20 protein-coding genes are annotated in these 26969 nt (G+C 75.3%); 15 read left to right on the top strand and 5 right to left on the bottom strand.

Going from position 1 to position 26969, the window contains the following annotated elements; all coding sequences use genetic code 11:
• Window positions 1-147: 147 nt before the first annotated feature.
• The 4 genes from NX801_RS01715 (at window position 148) to nudC (ending at window position 10734) form a co-directional block, all read left to right on the top strand.
• A complete protein-coding gene (locus NX801_RS01715) occupies window positions 148-3933 on the top strand; it encodes a UvrD-helicase domain-containing protein (RefSeq protein ID WP_258784914.1) in 3786 nt (1261 codons plus the stop codon).
• A 382-nt stretch (window positions 3934-4315) separates the two neighbouring features.
• On the top strand, window positions 4316-8323 hold the full coding sequence (locus NX801_RS01710) for an ATP-dependent DNA helicase (RefSeq protein ID WP_258784913.1): 4008 nt from the start codon (window positions 4316-4318) through the stop codon (window positions 8321-8323).
• Between the two features lie 10 nt (window positions 8324-8333).
• Complete coding sequence (locus NX801_RS01705; protein ID WP_258784912.1) at window positions 8334-9776, top strand: dipeptidase; 1443 nt, start codon at window positions 8334-8336, stop codon at window positions 9774-9776.
• A gap of 22 nt (window positions 9777-9798) precedes the next feature.
• On the top strand, window positions 9799-10734 hold the full coding sequence (gene nudC / locus NX801_RS01700) for an NAD(+) diphosphatase (protein WP_258784911.1): 936 nt from the start codon (window positions 9799-9801) through the stop codon (window positions 10732-10734).
• A gap of 118 nt (window positions 10735-10852) precedes the next feature.
• On the opposite strand, the gene NX801_RS01695 is transcribed toward nudC, so the two are convergent.
• Window positions 10853-11110, bottom strand: a complete 258-nt coding sequence (locus tag NX801_RS01695) for a mycoredoxin (protein ID WP_258784910.1) — start codon at window positions 11108-11110, stop codon at window positions 10853-10855.
• Between the two features lie 189 nt (window positions 11111-11299).
• Here NX801_RS01695 and NX801_RS01690 point away from each other — a divergent pair, with 189 nt between their 5' ends.
• The 5 genes from NX801_RS01690 (at window position 11300) to NX801_RS01670 (ending at window position 15288) form a co-directional block, all read left to right on the top strand.
• Window positions 11300-13531 (top strand): ATP-dependent DNA helicase UvrD2, encoded by a 2232-nt coding sequence (locus NX801_RS01690; protein ID WP_309505761.1) that lies wholly within the window; start codon window positions 11300-11302, stop codon window positions 13529-13531.
• A 172-nt stretch (window positions 13532-13703) separates the two neighbouring features.
• Window positions 13704-14033 (top strand): hypothetical protein, encoded by a 330-nt coding sequence (locus NX801_RS01685; RefSeq protein WP_258784909.1) that lies wholly within the window; start codon window positions 13704-13706, stop codon window positions 14031-14033.
• Window positions 14034-14204: 171 nt separating this feature from the next.
• Complete coding sequence (locus NX801_RS01680) at window positions 14205-14588, top strand: WhiB family transcriptional regulator (protein ID WP_258784908.1); 384 nt, start codon at window positions 14205-14207, stop codon at window positions 14586-14588.
• Window positions 14585-14914: a hypothetical protein gene (locus NX801_RS01675; protein ID WP_258784907.1), complete on the top strand. Its 330-nt coding sequence runs from the start codon at window positions 14585-14587 to the stop codon at window positions 14912-14914. The genes NX801_RS01680 and NX801_RS01675 overlap by 4 nt, the downstream gene beginning before the upstream one ends.
• 185 nt (window positions 14915-15099) lie before the next feature.
• Window positions 15100-15288, top strand: coding sequence for a hypothetical protein (locus NX801_RS01670; protein WP_258785216.1), 189 nt, complete (start codon window positions 15100-15102; stop codon window positions 15286-15288).
• Window positions 15289-15613: 325 nt separating this feature from the next.
• On the opposite strand, the gene NX801_RS01665 is transcribed toward NX801_RS01670, so the two are convergent.
• Window positions 15614-17017: an ABC1 kinase family protein gene (locus tag NX801_RS01665; protein ID WP_258784906.1), complete on the bottom strand. Its 1404-nt coding sequence runs from the start codon at window positions 17015-17017 to the stop codon at window positions 15614-15616.
• A complete protein-coding gene (locus NX801_RS01660) occupies window positions 17010-18245 on the bottom strand; it encodes a TOMM precursor leader peptide-binding protein (protein WP_258784905.1) in 1236 nt (411 codons plus the stop codon). The genes NX801_RS01665 and NX801_RS01660 overlap by 8 nt, the downstream gene beginning before the upstream one ends.
• A 291-nt stretch (window positions 18246-18536) precedes the next feature.
• Between NX801_RS01660 and NX801_RS01655 the strand changes: the two genes are divergently transcribed.
• The 4 genes from NX801_RS01655 (at window position 18537) to NX801_RS01640 (ending at window position 22509) form a co-directional block, all read left to right on the top strand.
• Window positions 18537-19112, top strand: a complete 576-nt coding sequence (locus tag NX801_RS01655) for a M48 metallopeptidase family protein (protein WP_258784904.1) — start codon at window positions 18537-18539, stop codon at window positions 19110-19112.
• A 208-nt stretch (window positions 19113-19320) separates the two neighbouring features.
• Window positions 19321-21042 (top strand): TerD family protein, encoded by a 1722-nt coding sequence (locus NX801_RS01650; protein ID WP_258784903.1) that lies wholly within the window; start codon window positions 19321-19323, stop codon window positions 21040-21042.
• A gap of 11 nt (window positions 21043-21053) precedes the next feature.
• The gene (locus NX801_RS01645; RefSeq protein WP_258784902.1) at window positions 21054-21734 is read left to right on the top strand and encodes an AIM24 family protein; all 681 of its coding nucleotides are present in this window, start codon (window positions 21054-21056) and stop codon (window positions 21732-21734) included.
• A gap of 19 nt (window positions 21735-21753) precedes the next feature.
• Complete coding sequence (locus NX801_RS01640) at window positions 21754-22509, top strand: AIM24 family protein (protein WP_258784901.1); 756 nt, start codon at window positions 21754-21756, stop codon at window positions 22507-22509.
• 116 nt (window positions 22510-22625) lie between these two features.
• On the opposite strand, the gene NX801_RS01635 is transcribed toward NX801_RS01640, so the two are convergent.
• The gene (locus tag NX801_RS01635; RefSeq protein ID WP_258784900.1) at window positions 22626-23168 is read right to left on the bottom strand and encodes an NUDIX hydrolase; all 543 of its coding nucleotides are present in this window, start codon (window positions 23166-23168) and stop codon (window positions 22626-22628) included.
• Window positions 23165-24688, bottom strand: coding sequence for a zinc-dependent metalloprotease (locus NX801_RS01630; protein WP_258784899.1), 1524 nt, complete (start codon window positions 24686-24688; stop codon window positions 23165-23167). The genes NX801_RS01635 and NX801_RS01630 overlap by 4 nt, the downstream gene beginning before the upstream one ends.
• Before the next feature lie 411 nt (window positions 24689-25099).
• Here NX801_RS01630 and NX801_RS01625 point away from each other — a divergent pair, with 411 nt between their 5' ends.
• Both NX801_RS01625 and NX801_RS01620 read left to right on the top strand, forming a co-directional pair.
• Window positions 25100-26215: an SDR family oxidoreductase gene (locus NX801_RS01625; protein ID WP_258784898.1), complete on the top strand. Its 1116-nt coding sequence runs from the start codon at window positions 25100-25102 to the stop codon at window positions 26213-26215.
• Window positions 26216-26446: 231 nt separating this feature from the next.
• Window positions 26447-26908, top strand: a complete 462-nt coding sequence (locus NX801_RS01620) for a molybdenum cofactor biosynthesis protein MoaE (protein ID WP_258784897.1) — start codon at window positions 26447-26449, stop codon at window positions 26906-26908.
• The last annotated feature ends 61 nt before the right edge of the window (window positions 26909-26969 follow it).

The following is a 26969-nucleotide window of genomic DNA, read 5'->3' as shown; positions in this document are numbered from 1 at the left end:
ATCATCGGTCAGTCGTACGACCGTCCCGGTCCGCGGCCCACCTGCCCACCCGTCCTCCGTCCCTCTCCCGTCCGCCCCGCACGGCCCCATGAGTCGTACGATCACCAGCCCGCCCCGCCCGCACACCTGTCAGGACCGGCGATCCACGTGAGTTCCTCCTCCACCGCCCGGCGTGTACCGCGCCAGGGGCCGCATCCGGACCCCGCCCGGCGGCGCGCCCCCGGCGGATACCGGCTGGTGCGCACCCCGCCGGCGAGGGTGGAACCCCCTCTCCTGGACGCCGCCCAGCGCGCGGTGGTTGAGCACCCCGGAGGCCCGCTGCTGGTGCTGGCCGGACCGGGCACCGGCAAGACCACGACCCTGGTGGAGGCCGTGGCCGCCCGGGTGGCGCGGGGCGCCGACCCCGAGAGGATCCTGGTCCTGACCTTCAGCCGCAAGGCCGCCGTCGAACTCCGCGACCGGATGGCGGCCCGGCTCGGCGGTCTCCGGGCGCCCCGGGCCACCACCTTCCACAGCTACTGCTACGCCCTGGTCCGCGCCCACCAGGACGCCGGGCTCTTCGCCGAGCCGCTGCGCCTGCTCTCCGGCCCGGAACAGGATCTGGCCGTGCGCGAGCTGCTGGCCGGCCAGCTGGACCTGGAGCGCACCCGGCTGGCCGGTGTCCACTGGCCGGACGAGCTGCGCGCCTGCCTGACCACCCGGGGCTTCGCGGACGAGGTGCGCGCGGTGCTCGCCCGCACCCGGGAGCTGGGCCTGGGCCCCCGCGCGCTGGCCGACTTCGCCGCCCGGACCTCCCGCCCGGACTGGACGGCCGCCGCCGGTTTCCTGGCGGAGTACCTGGACGTACTGGACATGCAGGGCGTACTGGACTACGCCGAGCTGGTCCACCGGGCCGTGCTGCTCGCCCGGGAGGTCACCCTGCCGGAGTACGACGCGGTCTTCGTGGACGAGTACCAGGACACCGACCCGGCCCAGGTGCGACTGCTCCGGGCGCTGGCCGGCGGCGGCCGGACGCTGTACGCCTTCGGTGACCCGGACCAGTCGATCTACGCCTTCCGGGGCGCGGACGTGGGCGGCATCCTCGGCTTTCCGGACGACTTCCGCCGCTCCGGCGGGGCGCCCGCCCCGGTCGCCGTGCTCACCCGCTCCCGCCGCTCCGGGGCCGGACTGCTGGCCGCCACCCGGCTGCTCACCGCCCGGATGCCGCTGCCGCGCCTCCCGACCGAGCGGGTCCGGGCCCACCGGGAGCTCGCCGCGACCCGGGAGGGCGGCCGGGTGGAGGCGTACACCTTCCCGACCGCCTCCACCGAGGTGGACAACATCGCGGACATCCTGCGCCGCGCCCATCTGGAGGAGGGCGTGCCCTGGAACGAGATGGCCGTCCTGGTCCGCGCGGGCGGCACCATCCCGGTCCTCCGGCGCGCCCTGACCTCCGCCGGGGTTCCGCTGGAGGTGGACGGCGACGACGTGCCCCTCCGCCATGAGCCCGCCGTCGCCCCGCTGCTGACCGCCCTGCGCGCCGCCGCCCGGGCCGAGCTGCGGGGGGAGCCGGAGAGCCCCGGCGCCGACCCCGGGGGGAACGGCCCGGAGGAGCCGGCCGCCGGGCAGCACGGGGACGACCCCGGGGGCGAGACCGCCGGGTGGCCCGGCGACAAGGCCGCGCCGGGTGGTCCGGCCGGCGACCCGCGGACGAGCGAGGCCGGTCCGGAGACGACTGGGGCCGGGCCGGAGACGACCGGGGTCGTCCTGGACACGACTGGGGCCGGTCCGGAGACGGCCGGGGTCGAACCGGAGACGGCCGGCGGCCGGGGCGAGCGCGAGGACGGGCCGGGAGGCGACCCGGACGCGAGCGAGGACGGGCGGGGGGGCGCGGACAACGCTCCGGAGGAGGCCGGTGAGGACGGTCCGGCGGAGCCGGCCGCCGGGCGGGACGGGGACGAGACCGTGCCCGACGGCCCGGCCGGCGACCCGCAAACGGGCGGGGCCGACCCGGCGGAGACGGGTGGGGCCGACCGGGTCGGGGCCCCGGCGGACGGCGCCCCGGGGGACGGGTCCCCCGGCTGGCTGGACACCGAGACCGCCATCGGGCTGCTCACCTCCCCGCTCGGCGCCATGGACAGCGCCGAGCTGCGCCGCCTCGGCCGGGCGCTGCGCGACGAGGAGCGGGCCGGCGGCAACGCGTTCCCGCCGCCCTCCGACGTGCTGCTCGCCCGGGCGCTGGCCGAGCCCGAGCGGCTCGCCGTCCACGACCCGGCGCACGCCCGCAAGGCCCAGCAGCTGGGCGCCCTGCTGCGGGACGTGCGGGCCCTGCTCCGGGCCGGGGGGACGGCCGAGGAGGCCCTCTGGCGGCTCTGGGACGGCACCCGCTGGCCCGAGCGGCTCCACCATGCCGCCCTGCGCGGGGGAGCCGCCGGGCGCAACGCGGACCGGGACCTGGATGCCGTCTGCGCCCTGTTCGACACCGCCGCCCGGGCCGAGGAGCGCACCGGCGGGCGCGGCGCGCTGAACTTCCTGGAGGAGGTCGACGCCCAGGACATCGCCGCCGACACGCTCTCCCGCCGCCCGGTCCGTCCCGGGGCCGTACGGCTGATGACCGCCCACCGCGCCAAGGGCCTGGAGTGGCGGCTCGTCGTGGTCGCCGGGGTGCAGGAAGGACTCTGGCCCGATCTGCGCCGCCGGGGCTCGCTGCTCGAAGCCGACCGGATCGGCCGGGACGGACTGGCCGCACCGCTCTCCCCGGGCGCCCTGCTGGCCGAGGAGCGCCGGCTGTTCTACGTCGCCGCCACCCGGGCCCGCGACCGGCTGGTGGTCACCGCCGTGAAGGCCCCCGCCGAGGACGGCGACCAGCCCTCCCGGTTCCTGGCCGAACTGGGCGTCGAGCCCAAGGACGTCACCGGCCGCCCGCGCCGCCCGCTGGCGGTGGCCGCCCTGGTGGCGGAGCTGCGGGCCACCACCGTGGACCCGGAGGCGTCCGAGGCGCTGCGCGAGGCGGCCGCCCGGCGGCTGGCCCGGCTGGCCGGGCTCACCGACGAGGAGGGCCAGCCGCTGGTCCCGGCCGCCCACCCGTACCGCTGGTGGGGGCTGGACGAGCCGACCCGCTCCACGGTGCCGCTGCGCGACCGGGACCGGCCGGTGGCGCTCTCCGGCAGCGCGCTGGACCAGCTCGCCAACACCTGCGCCCTCCAGTGGTTCCTGGGCCGGGAGGTGAAGGCCGACGCCCCGGCGACCGCCGCCCAGGGGTTCGGCAACGTGGTCCACGTCCTGGCCGACGAGGTGGCCTCCGGCCGTACCCCGGCCGATCTCACCGTGCTGATGGAACGCCTGGACTCGGTCTGGGACGCCCTCGCCTTCGACGCCCCCTGGAAGTCGGTCCAGGAGAAGGAGCAGGCCCGGGCCGCGCTGGAACGGTTCCTGCGCTGGCACGTCATGGACCGGGCCGGCCGTACCCCGGTCGCCACCGAGCAGGAGTTCGACGTGACCCTGGCGGCGGGGGAGTACCAGGTCCGCGTCCGGGGCTCCATGGACCGGGTGGAGGCGGACGAGCGGGGCCGGGCGTACGTGGTCGACTTCAAGACCGGCAAGCAGGCCCCGACCAAGGACGAGGTCGCCCGCCACCCCCAGCTCGCGGTCTACCAGCTCGCCGTCCGGGAGGGCGCGTTGGACGAGGTCTTCGACGGCCGCCGCCCCGAGCCCGGGGGTGCCGAACTCGTCCAGCTCAGGCAGCCCGCCCCCAGGAAGGAGGGCGGCGAGACCCTGCCGAAGGTGCAGGCCCAGGAGCCACTGGCGGGCGAGTGGGTCGGTGAGCTGCTGGCCACCGCCGCCGGCCGGGTGCTGGACGAGCGGTTCACCCCGACCGCCGGGCAGCATTGCGCCCACTGCTCCTTCCGCTCGGCGTGCAGCGCCCGCCCGGAGGGCCGGCAGATCGTGGAGTGACCCGGCGGCCCGGTCGGTGGAGCACCCCGGAAAGGCGGGCCGCCGGACCGTCGAGCCGCCGGGCAGTCGGGCAGTCGGGCCGTCGAGCCGTCGGGCCGTCGAGCCGTCGGGCGGCGGGCAGGAGGCCGGCGGCTCGTGGAGTGACCGGGCGTCGGAGTCACCGGTCCACCGGGTGACCGGTAGCCCGGACAACAGCCCGGAAGGCGGGCCGCCGGGCCGTCGGGCGGCGGGCGGCGGGCGGCAGGGCGGAGGGCCAGCAGCTCGCGCGGCGACCGGCGGCCCGGACAGCCCCCCCGGGCAGCCCTCGGGCAGAGGGCCCGGCAGAGGGCCGGACAGACAGGGCGAATCGGGCCTGTCGGTGGCGCCGGTTAGCCTCTCTGGGGTGACCGCTCGCCTCACCGACCCCGACCAGCTCAAGGAGCTGCTCGGCATCCCGTTCACCCCGGAGCAGACGGAGTGCATCACCGCCCCGCCCGCCCCGGGGGTCGTCGTAGCCGGCGCCGGCTCCGGCAAGACGACGGTGATGGCCGCCCGGGTGGTCTGGCTGGTCGGCACCGGGCAGGTCGCGCCCGAGCAGGTGCTGGGCCTCACCTTCACCAACAAGGCCGCCGGGGAGCTGGCCGAGCGGGTGCGTACGGCGCTGGTCCGGGCCGGGATCACCGACCCCGACCCGGCGGTGGACCCGGCCACCGGCGACCCGGCCGTCCAGGGCGAGCCGCGCATCTCCACGTACCACGCCTTCGCCGGGCAGCTCCTCACCGACCACGGTCTGCGCATCGGCCTGGAGCCGTCCGCCCGGCTGCTCGCCGACGCCACCCGCTACCAGCTCGCCGCCCGGGTGCTCCGCGAGGCCCCCGGCCCGTATCCCGCGCTCACCAAGTCCTTCGCCACCCTGGTCGGGGATCTGCTGGCGCTCGACGCCGAGCTGGCCGAGCACCTGGTCGAGCCGGCCGAGCTGCTGGCGTACGACACCGGGCTGCTCGACGAGCTGGCCGGTGCCCGGCTCAGCAACGCCGACCTGCGCAAGATCCCGGAGGCCGCCGCCGCCCGCCGCGAGCTGCTGGGCCTGGTCCAGCGCTACCGGACCGCCAAGGGCGAGCGCGACCTGCTCGACTTCGGGGACCAGATCGCCCTCTCCGCCCGGCTCGCCCTGGAGCGGCCGGAGGTGGGCGCGATCCTCCGGGACGAGTTCCGGGTGGTGCTGCTCGACGAGTACCAGGACACCTCGGTCGCCCAGCGGCTGCTGCTCTCCGGCCTCTTCGGCGGCGGCACGGGCCATCCGGTCACCGCCGTGGGCGACCCCTGCCAGGCCATCTACGGCTGGCGCGGTGCCTCGGTGGCCAATCTGGACGACTTCCCCGAGCACTTCGCCCACCGGGACGGCACCCCCGCCGCCCGGTACGCGCTCAGCGAGAACCGGCGCAGCGGCGGCCGGCTGCTGGAGCTGGCCAACGGCCTCGCCGCCCCGCTGCGGGCCATGCACGAGGGCGTGGAGGCGCTGCGCCCCGCCCCCGGCGCCGAGCGGGACGGCTCCGTGCGCGTCGCCCTGCTGCCCACCCAGGACGAGGAGCTGGCCTGGCTGGCCGACTCGATCGCCCATCTGGTCCGCACCGGCAAGGAGCCGGGCGAGATCGCCGTCCTCTGCCGCACCGCCACCGACTTCCCGCGCATCCAGGCCGAGCTGGTCGCCCGGGAGGTGCCGGTCGAGGTGGTCGGCCTCTCCGGGCTGCTGCACCTCCCCGAGGTGGCCGATCTGGTGGCGGTCTGCGAGGTGCTCCAGGACCCGGGCGCCAACGCCTCCCTGGTCCGGCTGCTCACCGGGCCCCGCTGGCGGATCGGCCCCCGGGACCTGGCCCTGCTCGGCCGCCGCGCCCGGCTCCTGGTCCACCGCCCGGGCGAGGAGACCGACCCGGACCAGCGTCTCGCCGCCGCCGTGGAGGGGGTGGACCCGGCCGAGGTGATATCCCTCGCCGACGCGCTGGACACCTTCCTGGACGCGGGCGGCTCCCTTTCCGGCCCCGGCTCCGGCTCCGGCACGGATGACGGCGGGCTGCCGTTCTCCGCCGAGGCCCGGGTCCGGTTCGCCCGGCTCGCGGCCGAGCTGCGGGAGCTGCGCCGCTCGCTGGCCGACCCGCTGATGGACGTGCTGCACCGGGTGCTGGCCCAGACGGGCCTGGAGGTCGAGCTGTCGGCGTCCCCGCACGCCCTGGCCGCCCGCCGCCGGGAGACCCTCCACCACTTCCTGGACATCGCCGCCGGTTTCGCCTCGCTCGACGGGGAGGCGTCGCTCCTCGCCTTCCTGGGCTTCCTGCGGACCGCGGCGCAGTACGAGAAGGGCCTGGACAACGCGCTGCCGGGCGGCGAGAACACCGTCAAGGTGCTGACCGCCCACAAGTCCAAGGGCCTGGAGTGGGACGTGGTGGCGGTCCCCGGACTGGTCGCCGGGCAGTTCCCGAGCGCCCGCGCCCGGGAGTCCTGGACGGCCCAGCCCCAGGTGCTCCCGCACGCCCTGCGCGGCGACGCGCCCACCCTGCCGGGCATCGACACCTGGGACGCCGGGGCGATGAAGTCCTTCAAGGAGGCGATGAAGGAGCACCAGCACACCGAGGAGCTGCGGCTCGGCTATGTGACCTTCACCCGGCCCCGGTCGCTGCTGCTGGCCTCCGCCCACTGGTGGGGGCCGACCCAGAAGCGCCCCCGGGGCCCGTCGCCCTTCCTGGAGGCGCTGTACGAGCACTGCGCGGCCGGCCACGGGGAGGTCGAGGCCTGGGCGGAGGCACCCGACCCGGACGCGGGCGACGAGAACCCGGCGCTGGCCGCCGCCACGACCGAGCAGCCCTGGCCGCTGCCGCTCGACCCCGACTCCCTCCGCCGCCGCCGCGAGGCCCGCGACCGGGTGCTGGCGTATCTGGAAGCGGCGGCTGGCCCGGACGCGGACCGGGAGCCGGACCTGGGCGCGGGCCCGGGCCCCGTTGCGTATCCGGTGGAGGCCCGCCCGGACCTTTCCCCCGGCACGTACCCGGACCCCGGCATGTATGCGGCGGACGCCCGCCCGGACCTTTCCCCCGGCCCGGCGGACCTCCGGCCGGACTTTTCGACCGCCCCGGCGGACTTTCCGCACGCGCCGGCCGACGAGGCGGACTTTTCCCCGGACGTTTCCCCGGTCCCGGCGGACTTTTCGGTGGCCCCGGACTTTTCGGCGGCCCCGGCGGATCCGGACGACCCGGCTGCTCCGGAGGCATGGACCGCTCCGGCCGCTCCGGAGGCCGACCCGGACGCGGACCTCTGGGCGGACCTCCCGCCCGCCTCCGGGCGCCCGGCGGACGGCGAACCCCCGGAGCCGTGGGACGAGCCCTGGCCCGAGTTCCGGTCCGAGCCCTGGCCCGAGGACGACCTGCCGCCCGACCCCGGCGCGTGGGAGGACCGGCCGGCCCGGTCCGACACGACCGCCGACGAGGCCCCCGGGCCCCGGACCGCCGGGACCCCGGCCACCGAGGCGCGAGCCGCCGGAACCCCGGCCGCCGGGACCGCACCCCGCACCACGCCCGCCGGAGTCAAGCCCCCCGGGCGACGGCCCGCCCTGCCCGCTCCCCGGGAGCCCGGGGAGCCGCTCACCCCCGAGGAGGCCCGGGCCATCACCTCCTGGGACCGGGACCTCGACGCGCTCACCGGCGAGCTGCTGCGGGCCCGCGCCACCGTCCGGGACGTCCCGCTGCCCGCCTCCCTCTCGGCCTCCCAGCTGCTCCGGCTCGCCGCCGACCCGGACGCCTTCGCCCAGGAGCTGGCCCGGCCCATGCCCCGCCCCCCGCAGCCCGCCGCCCGGCGCGGCACCCGGTTCCACGCCTGGGTGGAGGCGCGGTTCGAGGCGCTGCCGCTGCCGATGCTGGGCCCGGACGAGCTGCCGGGCGGCGAGGTGTACGCGGACGAGCCCGAGATCGCCGACGAACGCGACCTGGCCGCGCTCAAGGAGGCGTTCGAGCACACCCCGTACGCCCGCCGCACCCCGTACCGGATGGAGGCCCCGTTCCAGCTGGAGCTGGCGGGCCGGGTGGTCCGGGGCCGGATCGACGCGGTCTACCGGGACGAGGCGACCGGGGCGTACGAGATCGTGGACTGGAAGACCAGCCGCACCCGCGACGGGGACCCGCTCCAGCTGGCCGTCTACCGGCTGGCCTGGGCGGAGGCGCACGGTCTGCCGGCGGACGAGGTGGGCGCCGCCTTCGTCTATGTCCGCACCGGGGAGGTCGTCCGCCCCGGCCGTCTTCCGGGCCGTCGGGAGCTGGAACGCCTGTTGCTCCCCGAGCCCGCCCCGGCCGGCGGTCCGCCCGGGCCCGCGCCCCATGATCAAGCTCACCCCGGGGCCGGCCGATCCACTCCGGACGCCGGATAGGCTCGGTCATATGAGCGACACCCCGGACAGTGCCGTCCATCCCGTACGCGCGTATGTCGAGCAGCACCGCGCGGCCTTCCTCGACGACCTCGCCGCCTGGCTGCGCATCCCGTCGGTCTCGGCCCAGCCCGAGCACGCCGCCGATGTGCGGCGCAGCGCGGAGTGGCTGGCCGAGACGCTGGGGGACACCGGCTTCCCGGTGGCGGAGGTCTGGGAGACGGCCGGGGACGGCGGTCCCGCGGTCTTCGCGGAGTGGCCCTCCGGCGACCCGGACGCGCCGGTCGTCCTGGTCTACGGCCACCACGACGTGCAGCCCGCCGTCCGGGAGGACGGCTGGGACACCGACCCCTTCGCGCCCGTCGTCCGGGGAAACCGGCTGTACGCGCGCGGCGCCGCCGACGACAAGGGCCAGGTGTTCTTCCACACCCTGGGCGTCCGGGCCCATCTCGCCGCCACCGGCAGGACCGCGCCCGCCGTCCACCTCAAGCTGCTGGTCGAGGGCGAGGAGGAGTCCGGCTCCGCGCACTTCCGGGCGCTGGTGGAGGAGCACCGGGAGCGGCTGGCCGCCGGTGTGGTGATCGTCTCGGACACCGGGATGTGGTCCGAGACCACCCCCACCGTCTGCACCGGGATGCGCGGGGTGGCCGACTGCGAGATCGAGCTGACCGGCCCCGACCAGGACATCCACTCCGGCGCCTTCGGCGGGGCGGTGCCCAACCCGGCCACCGCCGCCGCCCGGCTGGTCGCCGCGCTCCACGACGAGCAGGAGCGGGTGACCGTCCCCGGCTTCTACGACGACGTGGCCGAGCTGACCGACGCCGAGCGGGCGCTCATCGCGGAGCTGCCCTTCGACGAGGCCACCTGGCTCCGCACCGCCAGGTCGTACGCCGCCTCCGGTGAGGCCGGGTACTCCACCCTGGAGCGGGTCTGGGCCCGGCCCACCGCCGAGGTCAACGGCATCGGCGGCGGCTACCAGGGCCCCGGCGGCAAGACCATCGTGCCCGCCTCGGCCCGGCTGAAGCTGTCGTTCCGGCTGGTCGCCGGCCAGGATCCGGACAAGATCGAGACCGCGGTACGGGAGTGGGTGGCCGGTCAGGTCCCGCCCGGCATCCGCCACGAGATCGTCTTCGGCGCCCCCACCCGCCCCTGCCTCACCCCGCTCGACCACCCCGCGCTCCGATCCGTCGTACGGTCGATGAGCGCGGCCTTCGACGGCGCGAAGATCCGGTTCACCCGTGAGGGCGGCTCCGGCCCGGCGGCCGACCTCCAGGACGTGCTGGCGGCCCCGGTGCTGTTCCTCGGCATCTCGGTGCCGTCCGACGGCTGGCACGCGCCCAACGAGAAGGTCGAGCTGGACCTGCTGCTCAAGGGCGCGGAGGCCGCCGCCCACCTGTGGAGCGACCTGCCGGACGCGCTCCGCCGACCCGCCGACCAGACGTACCCGACCCAGTGATCCGGGGGAGTAGGAACCTCAAGTGAGCACCATCAGTGACGAGGCCGGGCGGCAGCCCATCGGCCTCACCGCACCGAGCGGCATCGACCGTGCCGCTCACCACCGCCTGGACGAGGCCTGGCTGGCGGCCGCCTGGAGCCACCCCTCCACCCGGGTCTTCGTGGTCTCCGGCGGCCAGGTGCTGATCGACGACACCCCGGACGGCCGCACCGAGCTGGTGATGACCCCGTCCTTCGAGGCGCCGCTCACCGAGACCCACCGGTACTTCCTCGGCACCGACGAGGCGGGCGTCAGCTACTTCGCCCTCCAGAAGGACAGCCTGCCGGGCCGGATGGACCAGTCCGCCCGCGCGGCCGGACTGCGCGAGGCGGGTCTGCTCCTCGGCGACCGGGACGCGGGCCTGATGGTCCACGCCGTGGCGCTGGAGAACTGGCAGCGGATGCATCGTTTCTGCTCCCGCTGCGGCGAGCGCACGGTGATCGCCGCGGCCGGCCACATCCGCCGCTGCCAGGCCTGCGGCGCCGAGCACTACCCGCGCACCGACCCGGCGGTGATCATGCTGGTCACCGACGACCAGGACCGGGTGCTCCTCGGCCGCCAGGTGCACTGGCCGGAGGGCCGCTTCTCCACCCTGGCCGGCTTCGTGGAGCCGGGCGAGTCCATCGAGCAGGCGGTGGCCCGCGAGGTCCAGGAGGAGGCCGGTCTGGCCGTCGGCAAGGTCGAGTACCTCGCCAGCCAGCCCTGGCCGTTCCCCTCCAGCCTGATGCTCGGCTTCTTCGCCCGCGCCACCTCGACGGAGATCCAGGTGGACGGCGACGAGATCGAGGAGGCCCGCTGGTTCTCCCGCGCCGAGCTGCGGGCCGCCTTCGCCTCCGGCGAGGTGCTGCCGCCGTTCGGCATCTCCATCGCCTCCCGCCTCATCGAGATCTGGTACGGCGAACCCCTCCCCACCCGCTGACCCCCGGCCCGGCAGCCGCGGCCCCCGCCGCCCGCCGGCCCGGGCCCGGCACGCGTGAGGCCCCGCCGCCCGGTCCTTCCGGCGGTGGGGCCTCCTCGCGACGGGCGCGTCCGGTGCCTCAGACGGCCAGCGCCTGCTTCACCTGGGCCAGGCTCGGGTTGGTCATGACGACCTCCGCGCCGCCCGTGGCGGGCGCCACACGCACGGTGGGCACGGTCTGGTTGCCGCCGTTGGCCTTCTCCACGAACGCGGCCGACTCCGGGTCCTGCTCGATGTTGATCTCGGTGTACGCGATGCCCTCGCGGTCCAGCTGGCTCTTCAGCCGCCGGCAGTAGCCGCACCAGGTGGTGCTGTACATCGTCACAGTGCCCTGCATCGCTTCTCGCGCTCCTTCTGGGTTCGGCGTCGTCGCACCGGAGAACGTCCGGACCCGGCGAACCATTCCCGGTGCGGCCCCGGCCACACCGGCGTTCCTTGATCCTCTGCGGTGGCGAAAATGTGATGGTCGGGACGGGACTGTGGACGGGCGCCGCGCAGCCGCCGGGAGACCTGGCAGCATGGCAGGGTGACATCAGCCCCGCACTCCACCCTCTTCCCGCATGCCTCCGGCACCGCCGGCGCGAGCCAGTACGCGCTGCCGCCGCAGGACGCCGACGCGGTGCTCGACGGGCTCGACCCGGAGCAGCGCGAGGTGGCGACCGCCCTGCACGGGCCGGTGTGTGTGCTGGCCGGCGCCGGTACGGGCAAGACCAGGGCGATCACCCACCGGATCGCCTACGGGGTGCGGGCGGGCATCCTCCAGCCCGCGACGGTGCTCGCGGTCACCTTCACCAACCGGGCGGCCGGGGAGATGCGCGGCCGGCTGCGGCAGCTCGGCGCCGGCGGGGTGCAGGCGCGGACCTTCCACTCGGCGGCGCTCCGGCAGCTCCAGTACTTCTGGCCGAAAGCCATCGGCGGCGAGATCCCCCGGCTGCTGGAGCGGAAGGTCCAGCTGGTGGGCGAGGCGGCGGCCCGCTGCCGGGTCCGGCTGGACCGGAACGAGCTGCGCGACACCACCGGCGAGATCGAGTGGGCCAAGGTCACCCAGACCGTGCCCGCCGACTACCCGGCGGCGGCCGTCCGGGCCGGCCGGGACGCCCCCCGCGACCGGGCCGAGATCGGCCAGATCTACGCCATGTACGAGCAGCTGAAGCGGGACCGGGGCGTCATCGACTTCGAGGACGTGCTGCTGCTGACCGTCGCCGTCCTCCAGGACCGGCACGACATCGCGGACCAGGTGCGACGGCAGTACCAGCACTTCGTGGTGGACGAGTACCAGGACGTCTCGCCGCTCCAGCAGCGGCTGCTGGAGCTGTGGCTCGGGGACCGGAACAGCATCTGCGTGGTCGGGGACGCCAGCCAGACCATCTATTCCTTCACCGGCGCCACCCCCGACCACCTGCTGGACTTCCGGACCCGCCACCCCGGGGCGACCGTGGTGAAGCTGGTCCGGGACTACCGCTCCACCCCCCAGGTCGTCCACCTGGCCAACGGTCTGCTCGCCCAGGCCCGGGGCCGGGCCGCCGACCACCGGCTCGCCCTGGTCTCGCAGCGGGACCCGGGCCCCGAGCCGGTCTTCACCGAGTACGGTGACGAGCCCTCCGAGGCCGAGGGCGCCGCCCGCCGGATCCGGGACCTGATCGCCGCCGGTGTCCCGGCGGGCGAGATCGCGGTGCTGTACCGGATCAACGCCCAGTCCGAGGTCTACGAGCAGGCCCTCGCGGACGTCGGGGTCCCCTACCAGCTGCGCGGGGCCGAGCGGTTCTTCGAGCGGCAGGAGGTCCGGGAGGCGGGCGCGGCGCTGCGCGGGGCCGCCCGGTTCGGCGGCAATGACGCGCTGCTCGACGACGTGGTGGACCTGCCGTCCCAGGTGCGGGCGGTGCTCTCCACCAAGGGGTGGACGCCCGAGCCCCCGGCGGGCTCGGGATCGGTCCGGGACCGCTGGGAGTCGCTGGCCGCGCTGGTCCGGCTGGCCGAGGACTTCGCCGCCGCCCGGCCGGGCGCCACCCTGGGCGACCTCGTCGCGGAGCTGGACGAGCGGGCCGCCGCCCAGCACGCCCCGGCGGTCCAGGGCGTGACGCTCGCCTCGCTGCACGCGGCCAAGGGCCTGGAGTGGGACGCGGTCTTCCTGGTGGGGCTCACCGAGGGCATGCTCCCGATCACCTACGCCAGGACCGAGGAGCAGATCGAGGAGGAGCGCCGGCTGCTGTACGTCGGGGTCACCCGGGCCCGGCTGCACCTCGCCCTCTCCTGGGCGCTCTCCCGCTCGCCTGGGGGCAGGGCCTCCCGGCGCCCCAGCCGGTTCCTGCACGGCCTGCGGACCGGCTCGGCGGCGGCACCGGGACCCCGCTCACCGCTCGACGCGGCCGGGGAGCCCGGGGGCGCGGGGCGCGGCACGGGCGGCGGCCGGCGCCGGGCGCGCGGCCCGGTGCGGTGCCGGGTCTGCGGCACCACGCTCACCGAGGCCGGGGCGATGAAGCTGACGCGCTGCGAGGACTGCCCCTCCGACATGGACGAGGGCCTCTACAACCGTCTGCACGACTGGCGGGCCGGACAGGCCCGGCAGCTGGCCCAGCCCGCCTACTGCGTCTTCACCGACAAGACGCTGATGGCGATCGCGGAGGCGGTCCCGTCGGACGCCGGGGAGCTCGCCCGCATCGCCGGCGTCGGCGTCCGCAAGCTGGACCGCTTCGGCGCCGATGTCCTGGCCATCTGCGCAGGTCAGAACGGTGGATCAGACCACCTGGCAGATGCGTGAGAAGTCATCGGAAAAATAGTTTGCGCGGGCGCCCGCGATCCCCATAGGTTCTTAACCACGAGAACGGCGGCTTCCTGGAAGCCCGGTCCTCGTGCTGTACTAATCCATCCGAATACGTGCGGAGCCGGCCCCGGCCGGTCTCCCCCCGAGACGCCGAGAGGAGGCGAGTCCAGTGATCAGCATCAACACCAGCACCACCGCCAAACTGACCGATCGCCCGATTTCCGCCTCCACCTGCTCGCTCGGCCTCTCCGCCTCGGCGTTCCAGGTCCAGGGCACCGGTATGTCCGGCTTCGCAGCCGTGCGTCCCCTGGCCCTCCCGGCGGCTCTGCCCGTCCGGGAGCGGAATGAGCGACCGACCAAGGCGCTGGAAGCAGGAGTAGCGGCGGCGGAGGCCACGGCCTATGCCTGCGCGGCGACCGGTGCCGAACACAAGCAGCAGACGCAGCACCACACCATGTGGGCCTTCCGTGGGCTCGAACCCTGGAGTGATCCAGCCTGATCCAGTGATCAGGCCGGCGCCTTCAGGGCCGCGGAACCCCACCCGGGATCCGCGGCCCTTCTGTTTTGCCCGACCGGGCGGAACGGACCGAAGGGGCCTCGGGACAGGCAGAACCCGGTACCAGCCCACCGGCCGACCGGCCGGACCGAACCAGACGAGGAAGACACCACCGTGCAACTCGAAGCGCACGCCCCGTCCGTACCGCCTTCCGACGCGATCGCCCCGCCCCTCACGGAGGACCCCGACTTGACCCCCCTCGCTCCGCTCACCGCGCTCACCGCGCTCACCGCGCTCGACGACGCCATCGAGAACCTCGCCACGCCCGTGCCCTGCCGCGCCTATGACCCCGAGGTCTTCTTCGCGGAGTCGCCGGCCGACGTCGAGTACGCGAAGTCCCTCTGCCGCACCTGCCCGCTCATGGCCGCCTGCCTCGCGGGCGCGAAGGAGCGGCGCGAGCCCTGGGGTGTCTGGGGCGGTGAGCTCTTCGTCCAGGGAGTGGTCGTGGCGCGCAAGCGGCCGCGTGGCCGTCCGCGCAAGAACCCGGTCTCGGCATGAACGCCACCGGCACCATCGATCGCCCCCTGACGCACGACCCCCAGAAGCAGGCTCAGATGACCTCTTCCACCCGCGAGCCCTTCGGCTCCGCGAACCACCTGGACTTTCCTTCCGCCACCGGCGCGCCCGTGTCGCGCCAGAACAGGATCCGTGACATGCAATTGCTCCAAGAAGCCCTGGCCCGTGCGCATATGCACGAGCGCCTGCGGGAAGCCGAGGCGGAGCGCCAGGCCGTGCGCCTGGTGGCGGCCCGGCGTATGCAGCGGCGCGCCGAGCGCGTCTCGCTGCGTGCCCGCCGGGCGCTGGCCATGGCGGTCATGCACTGACCCGGCCAGATCCCGTCAGCTCCTTCAGCTCCCCGTGGGGGCCGGTCCGCTCCGGACCGGCCCCCACGGGCGTTCAGGAGTGTTCGAGGGCCGGACCGGCTCTTCCGTGAGTTCTCCCCGGTGCCGGTGGCCGGTGGGGTTATCGTCTCGTGGTGAACGACCGGACTCCGCCCTCCGCTCCTGCCGTGTCCTCCTCCGCCCCGGGCCCCGGGGCGCCCGGTGCCGTCTGCGCCCGCTGCGGCGCGACCGCCGACGGCGTGCCGGCGACCTGGCTCTGCTCCGTGGAGAACGGCACCCGTCAGTACTTCTGCGAGCGGTGTGCCCGGGACCACATCCGCGCCATCGAGAGCAGGCTCGACTCATCCTGGTGGTGAGCCGCCCCGCCGGACGCCGGTGCGGCCTGCCGACTGCCCGCCGGCGCGCCCCCCGGGGGCCCCGCCGGTCCGGCCCGGCGGCCCCGGCCGGGGACCGTGCGGGCTGGAGATCGTGCGGCCGGGGATCGTCCGCGCCGGGAACGCCGGGGCCCCGGCCGTGACCGTCGGCACCCCAGTCGCCCCGGCCGTGACCGTCGCCGCCGGTGGCCGCCCGGCCCGGTGGCCGACCCGCATCCGACCAGCCCCAGGCCCGACCGGCCCCGTGGCTGCCGGTCCGGGGGCGCGGTCGACGGTCGTACTGTCAGGCCCGCAGGCCGGCAGGCCCTCAGCTCCGGGGGGTGGCCGGTGTGGCCGGCTCGGCGGGCGCGGACTGCTGCTCCGGGATCTCCGGCCGCTCCTCCGGCAGGAAACCGGGCAGCCAGGACTCCAGTTCGTCGCGGAGCCGGACCGTCGCGTTCAGCTGGCAGAGCACCCCGATGGTGCTCAGCGTCACCCGGTGGATCAGCAGATACGAGGGCGGCAGATTGAGCTGCTTGCCCAACTGGTGTGCGGGGGAGCGGGGGTCCGCGATCCGAGCCGCCTGGGTGCGCAACCAGCTCCGGGTGAAGGTGAACTCCTCGGCTCTGGCCGGTTCGATGATCGGCACCAGGTACTCGTAGACCGCGTCGGGGTCGAGTTCGATCGACTCCCGGACGAACCCCTCCTGACGCAGCAGCCCGTAGACGCTCTCCGCCTCGCCCGCCAGGGCCAGCCGCAGGGAGGCGCCTATGGTTTCCGGCAGACCGCCCGGCAGCCGGTCCACGGTGCCGAAGTCCAGCACCCCCAGCCGCCAGCCGGCTCCGTCGCTCTTCCCGTCCGGCAGCAGCCGGAAGTTGCCCGGGTGCGGGTCCGCGTGGAGCAGACCGGTGCGCCCGGGGCCGGAGAAGAGGAACCTCGCCAGCAGCTGACCGGCCCGGTCGCGCTGTTCGGGGGTGCCGTCCGCGATCACCTCGGAGAGCGGCACCCCGTCGATCCACTCGGTGACCAGCACCTGGTCCGACTGGTGCACCACGGCCGGGACCACCACATCGGGATCGTCCGCGAACTCCTCGGCGTGCGCCCGCTGCGACCGGGCTTCCAGGCCGTAGTCCAGCTCCTCGGCCACCCGGGCGCGCATCTCGCTGATCAGCGGCTTGATGTCCATGCCCGGCACCAGCGGCCCCAGCAGCCGGACGAACCGGCTCAGTTGGGTGAGATCGGAGAGCAGGGCGTCACCCGCGCCCGGGTACTGCACCTTGACCGCGACCTCGCGGCCGTCCCGCCAGACCGCCCGGTGGACCTGGCCGATCGAGGCGGCCGCCGCCGGGGTGTCCGTGAACTCCTGGAACAGCTCCCGCCACTCGGGGCCCAGCCGCTCCGCCAGCACCGCGCGCACGGTGGCCGCGGGCAGCGGTGGCGCCGCCTCCTGGAGTTTGGTGAGGGCCGCCCGGTAGGGGCCGGCGACCTCCTCCGGCAGGGCCGACTCGAAGACGGACAGCGCCTGCCCGAGCTTCATCGCCCCGCCCTTCAGCTCGCCCAGCACCTTGAACAGCTGGTCGGCCGTGCGCTGTTGCAGCTCCCTGGCCACCAGCTCGGCCGATTTGCCGCCGATCCGCTTGCCCAGGCCCCAGGTGGCCCGGCCCGCGAAGCCCAGCGGCAGCGCGGCCAGCTTGGCGGTCCGGGTGACCGCCTTGCGTGGAAGATCAGACATACGCCCCTCCAAGTCCCTGACTGCCCTGCCGCGTCCGTCCCGGGCCGCCGGCCCCGCCGGTGACCGCTGTCCCGCCCATTGTGTCCTGCCCTTCCGGCGCCGCCCCGGGCTCCTCCCCGCCGGCCCGTCCGGCCGCCCCGCAGCGGCACTCCGGATGCGGCGCCAGCCGCTCCGAGCGCCACTCCAGGAGCGGCAGCGACGCCTCCCAGCGGGCACCCGTGCTCGCCGGGAGGTCGCCGTCGAGGAAGGCCAGGGCGTGGGCCGCCGCCAGCCCCGCCACCGCCGAGGCCAGCGCCACGTCGCAGGGCGGCGGCAGCTCCCGCAGCCCCGACCGCCACTGTGCCACCAACCGGGGCCAGGAGGGATCCCGGTCGGCCCGCTCCAGCTCCAGACAGCGGGCGCAGGCCGTGCCGCCCGGCAGCACCAGCGGGCCCACCACCGCGGTCGCCTCGGCCACCCCGGCGTACAACTGGGGCGTCCCGGTGGCCATCCAGTCCTCGGCCGGGCGGGAGTCCGGCGCGTACACCCCGATGCCGTCCCGGGGCGCGACCACCACCAGGGCCAGCCCCGGCTCCGCGAGCGGCCCCGACCCGGCCCCGCGCCCGGCTCCCTCCGGCGCGGCCCTGGGCAGCCGCCCGCCCGGGGCCGAACGCCCGACCAGCCGCCGGGCCGCCGTGTCACGCCGCTCGCCCACCGCGTCGCCGGGCAGCCCGCCGGGCGACACCTCCCACGGCCGCACCCGGCCGCCGTCCAGCACATCGACCCGCCCCACACCGGCGGCCGAGAGCAGGGCCGCCACCGCCGCCCCCACTCGCCCCGCGCCCCGCACCTGGACCCGCAGCTCCCGCCGGGCCGCCAGCCGCCGGCCCGCCGCCCCGGGCTCCCGGTGCACGACGGAGAGCGAGGCCAGGTCGGAGCGGAGCCGGTCGGCCTCCGGGCGCTCGCGCAGTGCGATGACCGCCGGATCGCCGTCGGCCGGGTCGTCCAGCAGCCCCGCCGCCGCCAGCCGGTCGAGCAGCAGCTCCAGCCGCCCGTCCGGCAGTCTCAGCTTCCGCGCCGCCTCGCGGAGCAGCTCCGGGCCGCGCGTCCCGTCCAGCAGGCTCAGCAGACTTCCGGTGGTGGTGTCCACCGGGCCCAGCAGCACGGAGTGCGCCGGCGTGATGCCGAACTGCACCTGCTGCAAACTCCGCCAGGCGCTCCGCAGCGCCGGTTTCAGTCTTGGATGCATGCCGTCCCCCGTGATCTCCGGCGTCTCGTGCGTCTCGCGCCGGGGCTGTGTGTTTCCGTCTCGCTGTCATTGACGCTGTCGCTCGTGCCGTTTCTTCGGCGTGTTCGTCAGAATGCCCGCCCCGCGAAGAGCACGCGGAAAGTTGTCCACAGGGGCGGGTCTTTCATCGTTTGAGATGAGCCGAGCCGACGGGGCCGGCGGTCTTCTCCGGGTCCGCGACGCGCTGCGCCGGTCGCCACGGGAGAGTGGCGCGGGCGGACGGCGGGCGCTGACAGCGGGTAACGTCGGGGCGTGCCCGCCGACCACCATCCCAGTCCGCTCAGCGGCCCGTCCCGCGACGCCGGGGCGAGCGCGATCGAGGTCCGCCGGAGCTCCCGGCGGCGCCGGACCGTGTCCGCCTACCGCGAGGGCGACCGGACCGTGGTGCTCATCCCGGCCCGGATGTCGGAGGCGGAGGAGCGGCGCTGGGTCGGCGTGATGCTCGACAAGCTCGCCGCCCAGGAGAGCCGCCGCCGGCCCGGCGACAGCGAGCTGGCCGAGCGCGCGGCCCGCCTCTCGGCGCAGTACCTCGGCGGCCGGGCGCGTCCGGCGACGGTCCGCTGGGTGACCAACCAGAACACCCGCTGGGGCTCCTGCACTCCGGCCGAGGGCAGCATCCGGCTCTCCCACCGGCTCCGGGGCATGCCCGAGTACGTCGTGGACTATGTGCTCCTGCACGAGCTGGCCCATCTGCTGGTGCCGGGGCACGGGCCGGACTTCTGGCGGCTGCTGGAGGCGTACCCGCGCACCGAGCGGGCCCGGGGGTTCCTGGAGGGCGTGGTGGCGGCCGGCCGGCTGCCGGGCCCGCCGGACGACGGCGGAGAGTGAACACCGCCGGGATCACCGGCCTCACCCGTTCGTACCGAACCCGTCCGTACCGCACCCGCCCGGCACCGGACTCACCCTGTATCCAACCCGTGCTCTGCCGGACCTGTCCGGTACCGAATCCGTACCGTCTTGGCCGGATGTCGCCGGCAGCCGTTAGCCTGGCGCGACGCAATCGCATTCCGGTACGGACGGGGGACGGTCGTTACGCATGGCCAGGGAATTCCAGCGCGGCCACAAGGCCAGGATCAGTGATCTCACTCCCGGAACCGATCTGTACGTGGGTGTGCGGATCGACGCTCCGGGACTGACCTTCGACATCAGCTGTTTCGGACTCGACGCCGCCGAACGGCTCTCCGACGACCGCTATTTCGTCTTCTTCAATCAGCCGAAGTCGCCCGAGGAGTCCATCCAGCTGCTCGGCGCGCAGGCCGGGGACACCGAGTCCTTCCGGGTCACGCTCGACCGCGTGCCCGACCACATCCACCGGCTCTCCTTCACCGCGGCCATCGACGGCGCCGGGCAGATGTCCGGAACGGGCTCCGGGTATCTGCGGATCGTCGCGGGCGGCGAGGAGGTCGCGCGGTACGCGTTCGACGGCTCCGAGTTCAGCACCGAGCGCGCGGTGATGCTGGGCGACTTCTACCGGAAGGACGGCTGGCGGTTCGCCGCCGTCGGCCAGGGTTTCGACGGCGGTCTGGAGGCGCTGCTGAAGAACTTCGGCGGCGAGGTCGCCGAGGAGGAGCCGGCGGCCGCCGCGCCGCCCGCCTTCGCGCCGCCGGCGTTCGCGCCCCCGGCCGCCCCGGCGCCCCCGGCCGCCCCGTCGTCCGCCGCGCCTCCGTCGCCGCCCGCTCCGGCCCCGGCGGCCGGGACCCCGCCGTTCGGCGCCCCGGTCCCCGCCCCGGCCCCGGCGCCGCAGCTGCACTCCGCGCCCACCCTGGCCGCTCCGCTCGCCCCGCCGGCCGCGCCCTACGGTGATCCCCCGCAGCCCGGGGCCCCGGGCCACCCCGGTCAGCCCCCGCACCCGGGCGCCCCCGCCCCGCACGGCCAGCAACCATCCGGCCACGGCCAGACCCCGCCGCCCGGCTACGGACAGCCCCCGGGGTACGGGCAGCCGCCCGGCTACGGCCAGCCCCCGGCCGGCGCGCCCCAGGGCTACGGACAGCCGCCGGCCCCCGGCCAGACGCCCCCCCATGGCCGGCCCCCGGGGTACGGAGGACAGCCGGCGCCCTACGGCCAGCAACCCCCAGCGGCGGCCGCGCCGGCCGGCGGGCCCGGGCTCGCGGCCGCCCTCCAGAAGTACCGCGAGACCCCGACCGGCCAGCGCTGGACCCCGCAGAACCAGCAGCTCATGCGGGTCGACCTGGCGATGGGCGGGACGCCCGTACTGGCCCGGCAGGGCAGCATGGTCATGTACCAGGGCAAGGTCGACTTCGGCTACAAGGGCGCCGGCTTCACCGGCCGGATCGTCGGGAACGCCACCGGCCAGGAGATGCAGCTGATGCGCTGCACCGGACGCGGCCAGGTCTTCCTCGCCGAGGACGGCGCCCATCTGCACCCGATCGAGCTCCAGGGCGACGGCATCTGCGTCTCCGCCGAGAACGTGCTCGCCTTCGACGAGTCCCTGCACCACGAGGTCCGCCGCATCGAGGGCCACGGCATACCCGGCGGCGCGCTGTTCACCATGCAGTTCCAGGGCAGCGGCACGGTAGTGGTGAAGACCCGGGGCACCCCGGTCGTCCTCCCCGTCACGCCGACCACCTTCGCCGACGCCAACGCCGTCGTCGCCTGGTCGTCCGCGTCCCAGGTGATCCTCTCCAGCCAGGTCCGGCTGCGCCGCAACGCCTACCCCGGACACAGCGGCGAGACCGTCAACCTCCAGTTCCGGGGCGCCCCCGGCAACTTCATCGTCGTCCAGCCCTACGAGGTCTGAGGGAGCCCGGAATGAACCAGCAGCTCGCGGGCTACGCCCCCACCCCCGTCACGGCCCGGATGGAGAACCACGGCCGGGCCATGCTCAAGGTCGCCATGGCCGCCGGCCAGGACCTGTACGCCAGGACCGGTTCGATGGTCGCCTATGAGGGCTTCGTCCAGTACGAGCCCAATCCGCCCGCCGTCCGCCAGATCGCCGCCCAGTGGGTGACCGGTGAGGGCATGCCGCTGATGCGCTGCTCCGGCGACGGACTGCTCTACCTCGCCGACTACGGCGCCGATGTCGTCGTACTGCATCTGGACAATGACGCCCTCTCGGTCAACGGCTCCAACGTCCTCGCCTTCGACGCCCACCTCCAGTGGGGCGTGGAGCGGGTGAAGGGACTCGCCAAGTTCAGCGGACAGGGCCTGTGGAACGTCACCCTCTCCGGCACCGGCTGGGTCGCCCTCACCTCCCTCGGCACCCCGGTGGTGGTCGACTGCGGGCGCGGGGAGGACGAGACCTACGTCGATCCGGACGCGCTCGTCGCCTGGTCGCCCGCGCTCAAGGTGAAGGGCAAGCGCAGCTTCACGGCGTCCTCGCTGATCGGCCGGGGCAGCGGGGAGGCGTACCAGATGGCCTTCTCGGGCCAGGGAATCGTCGTCGTACAGCCGAGTGAGGACAGCACCGACCGGCTTCGGGTCCGGGGCTGAGGGGGAGCGAGAACACGTCATGCAGAGTCCGCTTTTCAGCCACACCGAACAGCAGAGCCAGGAGCGGTACGCCGTGCAGAACCCGCAGTTGCTGCGGGTGGCGCTCACCGGCCACGACGACGTGCTCGCCCGCAAGGGGGCCATGGTCGCCTACCAGGGGCTGATCGACTTCGACGGCGAGTACCGCACCCCCGGGCAGCGCCGCGCCCGGGCGGCCACCGGCGAGGGCCTCGATCTGATGCGCTGCTCCGGCCAGGGCACGGTCTACTTCGCCAACCTCGCCCAGTACATCCATGTGGTGGAGGTCGAGCAGGAGGGCCTCACCGTGGACAGCGCCTATGTCCTGGCGCTGGACTCCGCCCTGCACACCGAGGTCATCGCGGTGGACAGCCAGTACGGCATCTCCGGCTCCGGCAAGTACCAGCTGAACATCTCGGGGCGCGGCAGGGTCGCGCTGATGACGTCAGGTCAGCCGCTGATGATGCGGATCACCCCGGAGACGTACGCCACCGCCGACGCGGACGCGATCGTCGCCTGGTCCTCCGGGCTGCGCGTCCAGATGCAGGCGCAGACGCACTCCTCCAGTGTCCGGCGGCGGCGCGGCTCCTCGGGTGAGGGCTGGGAACTGAGCTTCCTGGGGAACGGCTTCGCCCTGGTCCAGCCCAGTGAGGTGCTGCCCCCGCAGCACGCCCGGATCGGCTCGGGGCTCGGCGCCCAGTACGGCGTCGGCCAGCACGGCGCGCACGCCCAGAACCAGGGCAACGCCTGGAGCTGAGCCGGAGCGGGGTGCGGGGACAGCGGCCCCGCACCCCGGCCCGTACGCGTACCGGTCAGCCGTCCGGCCGCCGGTCAGCGCACAGGCCGCCGGCCGGCCGGCGCGTCGGCCGACGGTCAGCGGGCCGGTCCGAACGCGGCCCTGGCCGCCTCCGCGAGCCGGACCACCGAGGCGTCGGCCACCTCCGCCACCTCGTCGTACCCGAACCAGCGCAGGTCCAGGGACTCGTCGCTGATCGCGGTCACCGCTCCCGGCGGCGCCACCGCCAGATACTGCACGTCCAGGTGCCAGTGGCAGGGCGCCGGGATGGGGTGCCGGTCCAGCCGGGCCGGGCCGCCCGGCCGCAGGGTCAGCCCGGGCACCCCCGACTCCTCGGTGGCCTCCCGCAGTGCCGCCGCGGCCAGCGTCGGATCGCCCGGCTCGCAGTGGCCGCCCATCTGGAGCCACATGCCGAGCTTCCGGTGCAGGGTGAGCAGCACCCGGCCCCGCTCCGGGTCGACCACCAGGGCGCTGGCGGTCAGATGGCCGGCCCCGCACGCCTTCCACATGCCGTCCGGGTGGGCCGCCAGATGGTCCAGGAACACCTGGCACAGCTCCGGCTGGTCCCCGGAGCCCTGGTACTCCTTGAGCACCAGGGCCGCGTCGTCGTGCAGGCTCACCGGTCGGTGCCGGGGGCGGTGCCGGGGCCCTCGTCCGAGCCGGACGGGCCCGAATCCCCGGACGCACCGGAATCCCCGGATTGGTCGGAGTCGCCGGGGGCCTTCCCGGCGGCGTCGGAACCGGTGCTGTCGGCGTCGCCGTCGGCGGCGTCCTTGCGGAGGCTCGTCCGCCCGCCGGCCGCCTCGCCGAGCATCTTGTCCAGCTCGGAGAAGTCCGCGTGCTCGCGGTGCACGAAGCCGTCCGGGTCGTCCAGGTCGGAGGCGGTCGGGAGCATGTCCGGGTGCTCCCAGAGGCCGTCCCGCCCGTCGACGCCGCGCGCGTCGGTGAGCGAGGCCCAGAGCCGGGAGGCGTCCCGGAGGCGCCGGGGGCGCAGTTCGAGCCCGATCAGCGTGGCGAAGGTCTGCTCGGCGGGACCGCCCGTCGCCCGGCGCCGGCGCAACGTCTCGCGCAGCGCGTCCGCCGAGGTCAGCCGGGACTTGGCGGCGGCGTGCACCACCGCGTCCACCCAGCCCTCGACCAGCGCGAGCGCCGTCTCCAGGCGGGCCAGGGCGGCCTTCTGCTCCGGGGTGTCCTCCGGCTGGAACATGCCCTGCTGGAGTGCTTCCTGAAGCTGCTCGGGGTTGGCCGGGTCGAGCTGGCCGACCGCGTCCTCCAGCTTGGAGGTGTCCACCTTGATGCCCCGGGCGTAGCCCTCGACGGCGCCGAACAGGTGCGAGCGCAGCCACGGCACATGGGCGAAGAGCCGCTGGTGGGCGGCCTCGCGCAGGGCCAGATAGAGCCGCACCTCGTCCTGGCCGACGCCCAGGTCCTTGCCGAACCGCTCGATGTTCAGCGGCAGCAGCGCGGCCTTGTTCGCCGGGCCCAGCGGCAGCCCCACATCGGTGGAGCCGACCACCTCGCCGGCGAGCGCGCCGACCGCCCGGCCGATCTGCTGGCCGAACATGGCGCCGCCCATGGAGCGCATCATGCCGATCAGCGGGCCCGCCATGGCCTGCATCTCCTCGGGCAGCACATCGCCCATCGCCGCACCGACCCGCTCGGCCACCGGGTCCACCAGCTGCTGCCAGGCCGGCAGCGTCGCCTCGACCCACTCGGCGCGGCTCCACGCCACGGCCGAGTGCGCGCCCGAGGGCAGCGAGGTCGCGTCGTCCAGCCAGAGATCCGCCAGCCGCACGGCCTCCTCGACCGCCGCCCGCTCGGCCACGCCCACGCTGGCGTCCTTGGAGCCGTCCGGGGCGCCCTGGGAGACGGTGCCCCGGGCGATCTGCTTGGCCATGTCCCAGTTGACCGGGCCGCCCTCGTAGCTCAGCATCTGGCCGAGCTGCTGGAACGCCTGGCCCAGGTCGGCCGGGTTCAGCGAGCCGAACATCGCGGCGAAGGGGTTGTCCGCCCCGCCGGGGCCACCGCCCGGCAGCGCGCCGAACCCGAAGGGGTCACCCTGGGGGCCCTTCTTCTTGCCTTCGTCGCCGTTCTCCGGCTCCTCCGGCGGAAGGCCGAATCCGAATGGGGTGTCACTCACGGGTTTCCTCGGCTCGTAGGGCCACCGGCTCCGGCCGGCGGCGGTTGCCCGACAACACTCCCAGCGTAGGTCGTGTCGTCATGATCTCGTCCGGCGGACGGGGCGGTACGCCCGCCCGGTACGCCGCGCGCCCCCGCCGGAGCGCCGTACGGGGGCGCCGTACGGCCCTGCCGGGACGCCGTGCACCCGCGCCGGGGACGCCGTACGCCCTCGTCCGCGCGTCCTGCCGGGCCGTGCCGTACGCCCTTCGGGGGGCGGTTCCGGTCCTTCGCCCGCCCGCCCGGCGGCGGCCGGGCGGGCTCGGTGCTCCGGCCGCCGGTGGGCTGCGGCAGGATGGACGCCACCTGGTACGGACGTGCCCCTGGCGTACGAATGACGTACGTATATGAAGACAACCGCTGGAGACGCCTGGTGAGTTCCCCAGATCCGCAGGTTCGCGCAGCGCGAAACCCATCGACCCCGCCGGCCGGGCGGGGACGCGGCCCCGTCGTCGCGGTCACCGGCGCCGCCACCGGCGTCGGTGATCTGCTGACCCGGCGGCTGGCCGCGTCCGAGGAGATCAAGCAGGTCATCGCCATCGACGAGCGCCGGGGCGAGGTGTCCGAGGCGCAGTGGCATCTGCTGGACGTGCGCGACCCGGCCATCGCGGAGCGGCTGCGCGGCGTGGACGTGGTGGTCCATCTCGCGCTCGACCTGGACCTGGAGACCGACGCGGCCGCCCGGACGGCGTACAACGTGCGGGGCACCCAGACCGTGCTGACCGCCGCCGCGGCGGCCGGGGTGCGCCGGGTGGTGCTGTGCACCTCCGCGATGGTCTACGGGGCCCTGCCCGACAACGACGTACCGCTCTCCGAGGACGCCGAGCTGCGGGCGACCGCCGAGGCCACCGGGGTCGGTGACCTGCTGGAGATCGAGCGGCTCGGCCGCCGGGCTCCCCGGGCCCACCCCGGGCTCCAGGTCACGGTCGTCCGGCCCGCCGTCCTGGTCGGCGGCACCGACACGGCGCTGACCCGCTACTTCGAGTCGCCCCGGCTGCTGGTGGTCGCCGGATCGCACCCGACCTGGCAGTTCTGCCATGTGGACGACCTGGTCAGCGCCCTGGAGTACGCGGCCCTGGAGAAGGTGGACGGGGAGCTCGCGGTCGGCTGCGACGGCTGGCTGGAGCAGGAGGAGGTGGAGGAGCTGAGCGGCATCCGGCGGATGGAGCTGCCCTCCGCCGTGGCGCTCGGGGCGGCGGCCCGGCTCCACCGGATCGGGCTCACCCCCTCGCCGGCCGGCGACCTCGCCTACACGATGCACCCCTGGGTGGTGAGCGTGAGCCGGCTGCACGACGCGGGCTGGCGGCCGGCCTGGACCAACGAGGAGGTGCTCGCCGCGCTGCTGGCCGAGGTGGAGGGCCGCCACACGGTGGCGGGCCGCCGACTGGGCCGCAAGGACGCCACGGCAGCCGGAGCCGCGGGGGCCACCGTCGCCCTGCTCGGCACCGCCGCCCTGGTCCGCCGGGCCCGGCGGCGCCGGGGGCTGTAGCCCCGACGGAGGCCGCGCGGCCGGCGCCGGAAGCCCGGAACGGGAACCCCGGGGCCCGGGCCGGGCGGGCGCTTCCGCACGGCCCGGGGTGCCTCCGGTACGGCCCGGGCGGGCGCCGTGGCCGCGTCCGTACGGCCGGCGGGTGCTGTAGGAGGCTCCAAGACGGGGAGCCGGCGGCCCGGGTGAAACGGCAATTCCGCGTCACCCGCCCCGTGCGGCACGATGGATGCCATGGCACCCATGTACGACCACCCCGGCGAGCACGCGGCGGACGACCCGATCCGGCTGCTGGCCGTCCGGGACACCCCGCTCTCCCTGGACGAGGTCCACCGGGCGGTCGGTGACGCGGCGGCCGGCGGTACGGCGCTGTTCGTGGGCACCGTACGGAACCACGACGGCGGCGCCGATGTCGCCGGGCTCGGCTACTCTGCCCACCCCTCGGCCGAGGCGGAACTGCGCAGGGTGGCCGAGAAGGTGGTGGCCAACCGCCCGGTCCGGGCGCTGGCCGCCGTTCACCGGGTGGGCGAGCTGGGGGTGGGCGACGTGGCGGTGATCGTGGCGGTCTCCTGCCCGCACCGCGCCGAGGCGTTCGACGCCTGCCGGATGCTGATCGACGACCTCAAGCACTCCGTGCCGATCTGGAAGCACCAGCGCTTCTCGGACGGCACGGACGAGTGGGTCGGCGCCTGCTGATCCCGCCCCTGACCCCCGCCGCTCCGGGCCGCCCGTCCGGAGCTCGTCCGGCCGGTCATGA

This window comes from Streptomyces pyxinae, from assembly GCF_024756275.1.
Lineage (GTDB): Bacteria > Actinomycetota > Actinomycetes > Streptomycetales > Streptomycetaceae > Streptomyces > Streptomyces pyxinae.
This window is presented reverse-complemented; position numbering and strand designations above follow the sequence as displayed.

What these genes read in the sequence shown, in the direction of transcription:
- NX801_RS01650 (WP_258784903.1), top strand. Translation starts at nt 19,321, where the DNA reads ATGGCCAGGGAATTCCAGCGCGGCCACAAGGCCAGGATCAGTGATCTC.
- NX801_RS01640 (WP_258784901.1), top strand. Translation starts at nt 21,754, where the DNA reads ATGCAGAGTCCGCTTTTCAGCCACACCGAACAGCAGAGCCAGGAGCGG.
- NX801_RS01665 (WP_258784906.1), bottom strand. Translation starts at nt 17,017, where the DNA reads ATGTCTGATCTTCCACGCAAGGCGGTCACCCGGACCGCCAAGCTGGCC.
- NX801_RS01675 (WP_258784907.1), top strand. Translation starts at nt 14,585, where the DNA reads ATGAACGCCACCGGCACCATCGATCGCCCCCTGACGCACGACCCCCAG.
- NX801_RS01645 (WP_258784902.1), top strand. Translation starts at nt 21,054, where the DNA reads ATGAACCAGCAGCTCGCGGGCTACGCCCCCACCCCCGTCACGGCCCGG.
- NX801_RS01705 (WP_258784912.1), top strand. Translation starts at nt 8,334, where the DNA reads ATGAGCGACACCCCGGACAGTGCCGTCCATCCCGTACGCGCGTATGTC.
- NX801_RS01695 (WP_258784910.1), bottom strand. Translation starts at nt 11,110, where the DNA reads ATGCAGGGCACTGTGACGATGTACAGCACCACCTGGTGCGGCTACTGC.
- NX801_RS01620 (WP_258784897.1), top strand. Translation starts at nt 26,447, where the DNA reads ATGGCACCCATGTACGACCACCCCGGCGAGCACGCGGCGGACGACCCG.
- NX801_RS01660 (WP_258784905.1), bottom strand. Translation starts at nt 18,245, where the DNA reads ATGCATCCAAGACTGAAACCGGCGCTGCGGAGCGCCTGGCGGAGTTTG.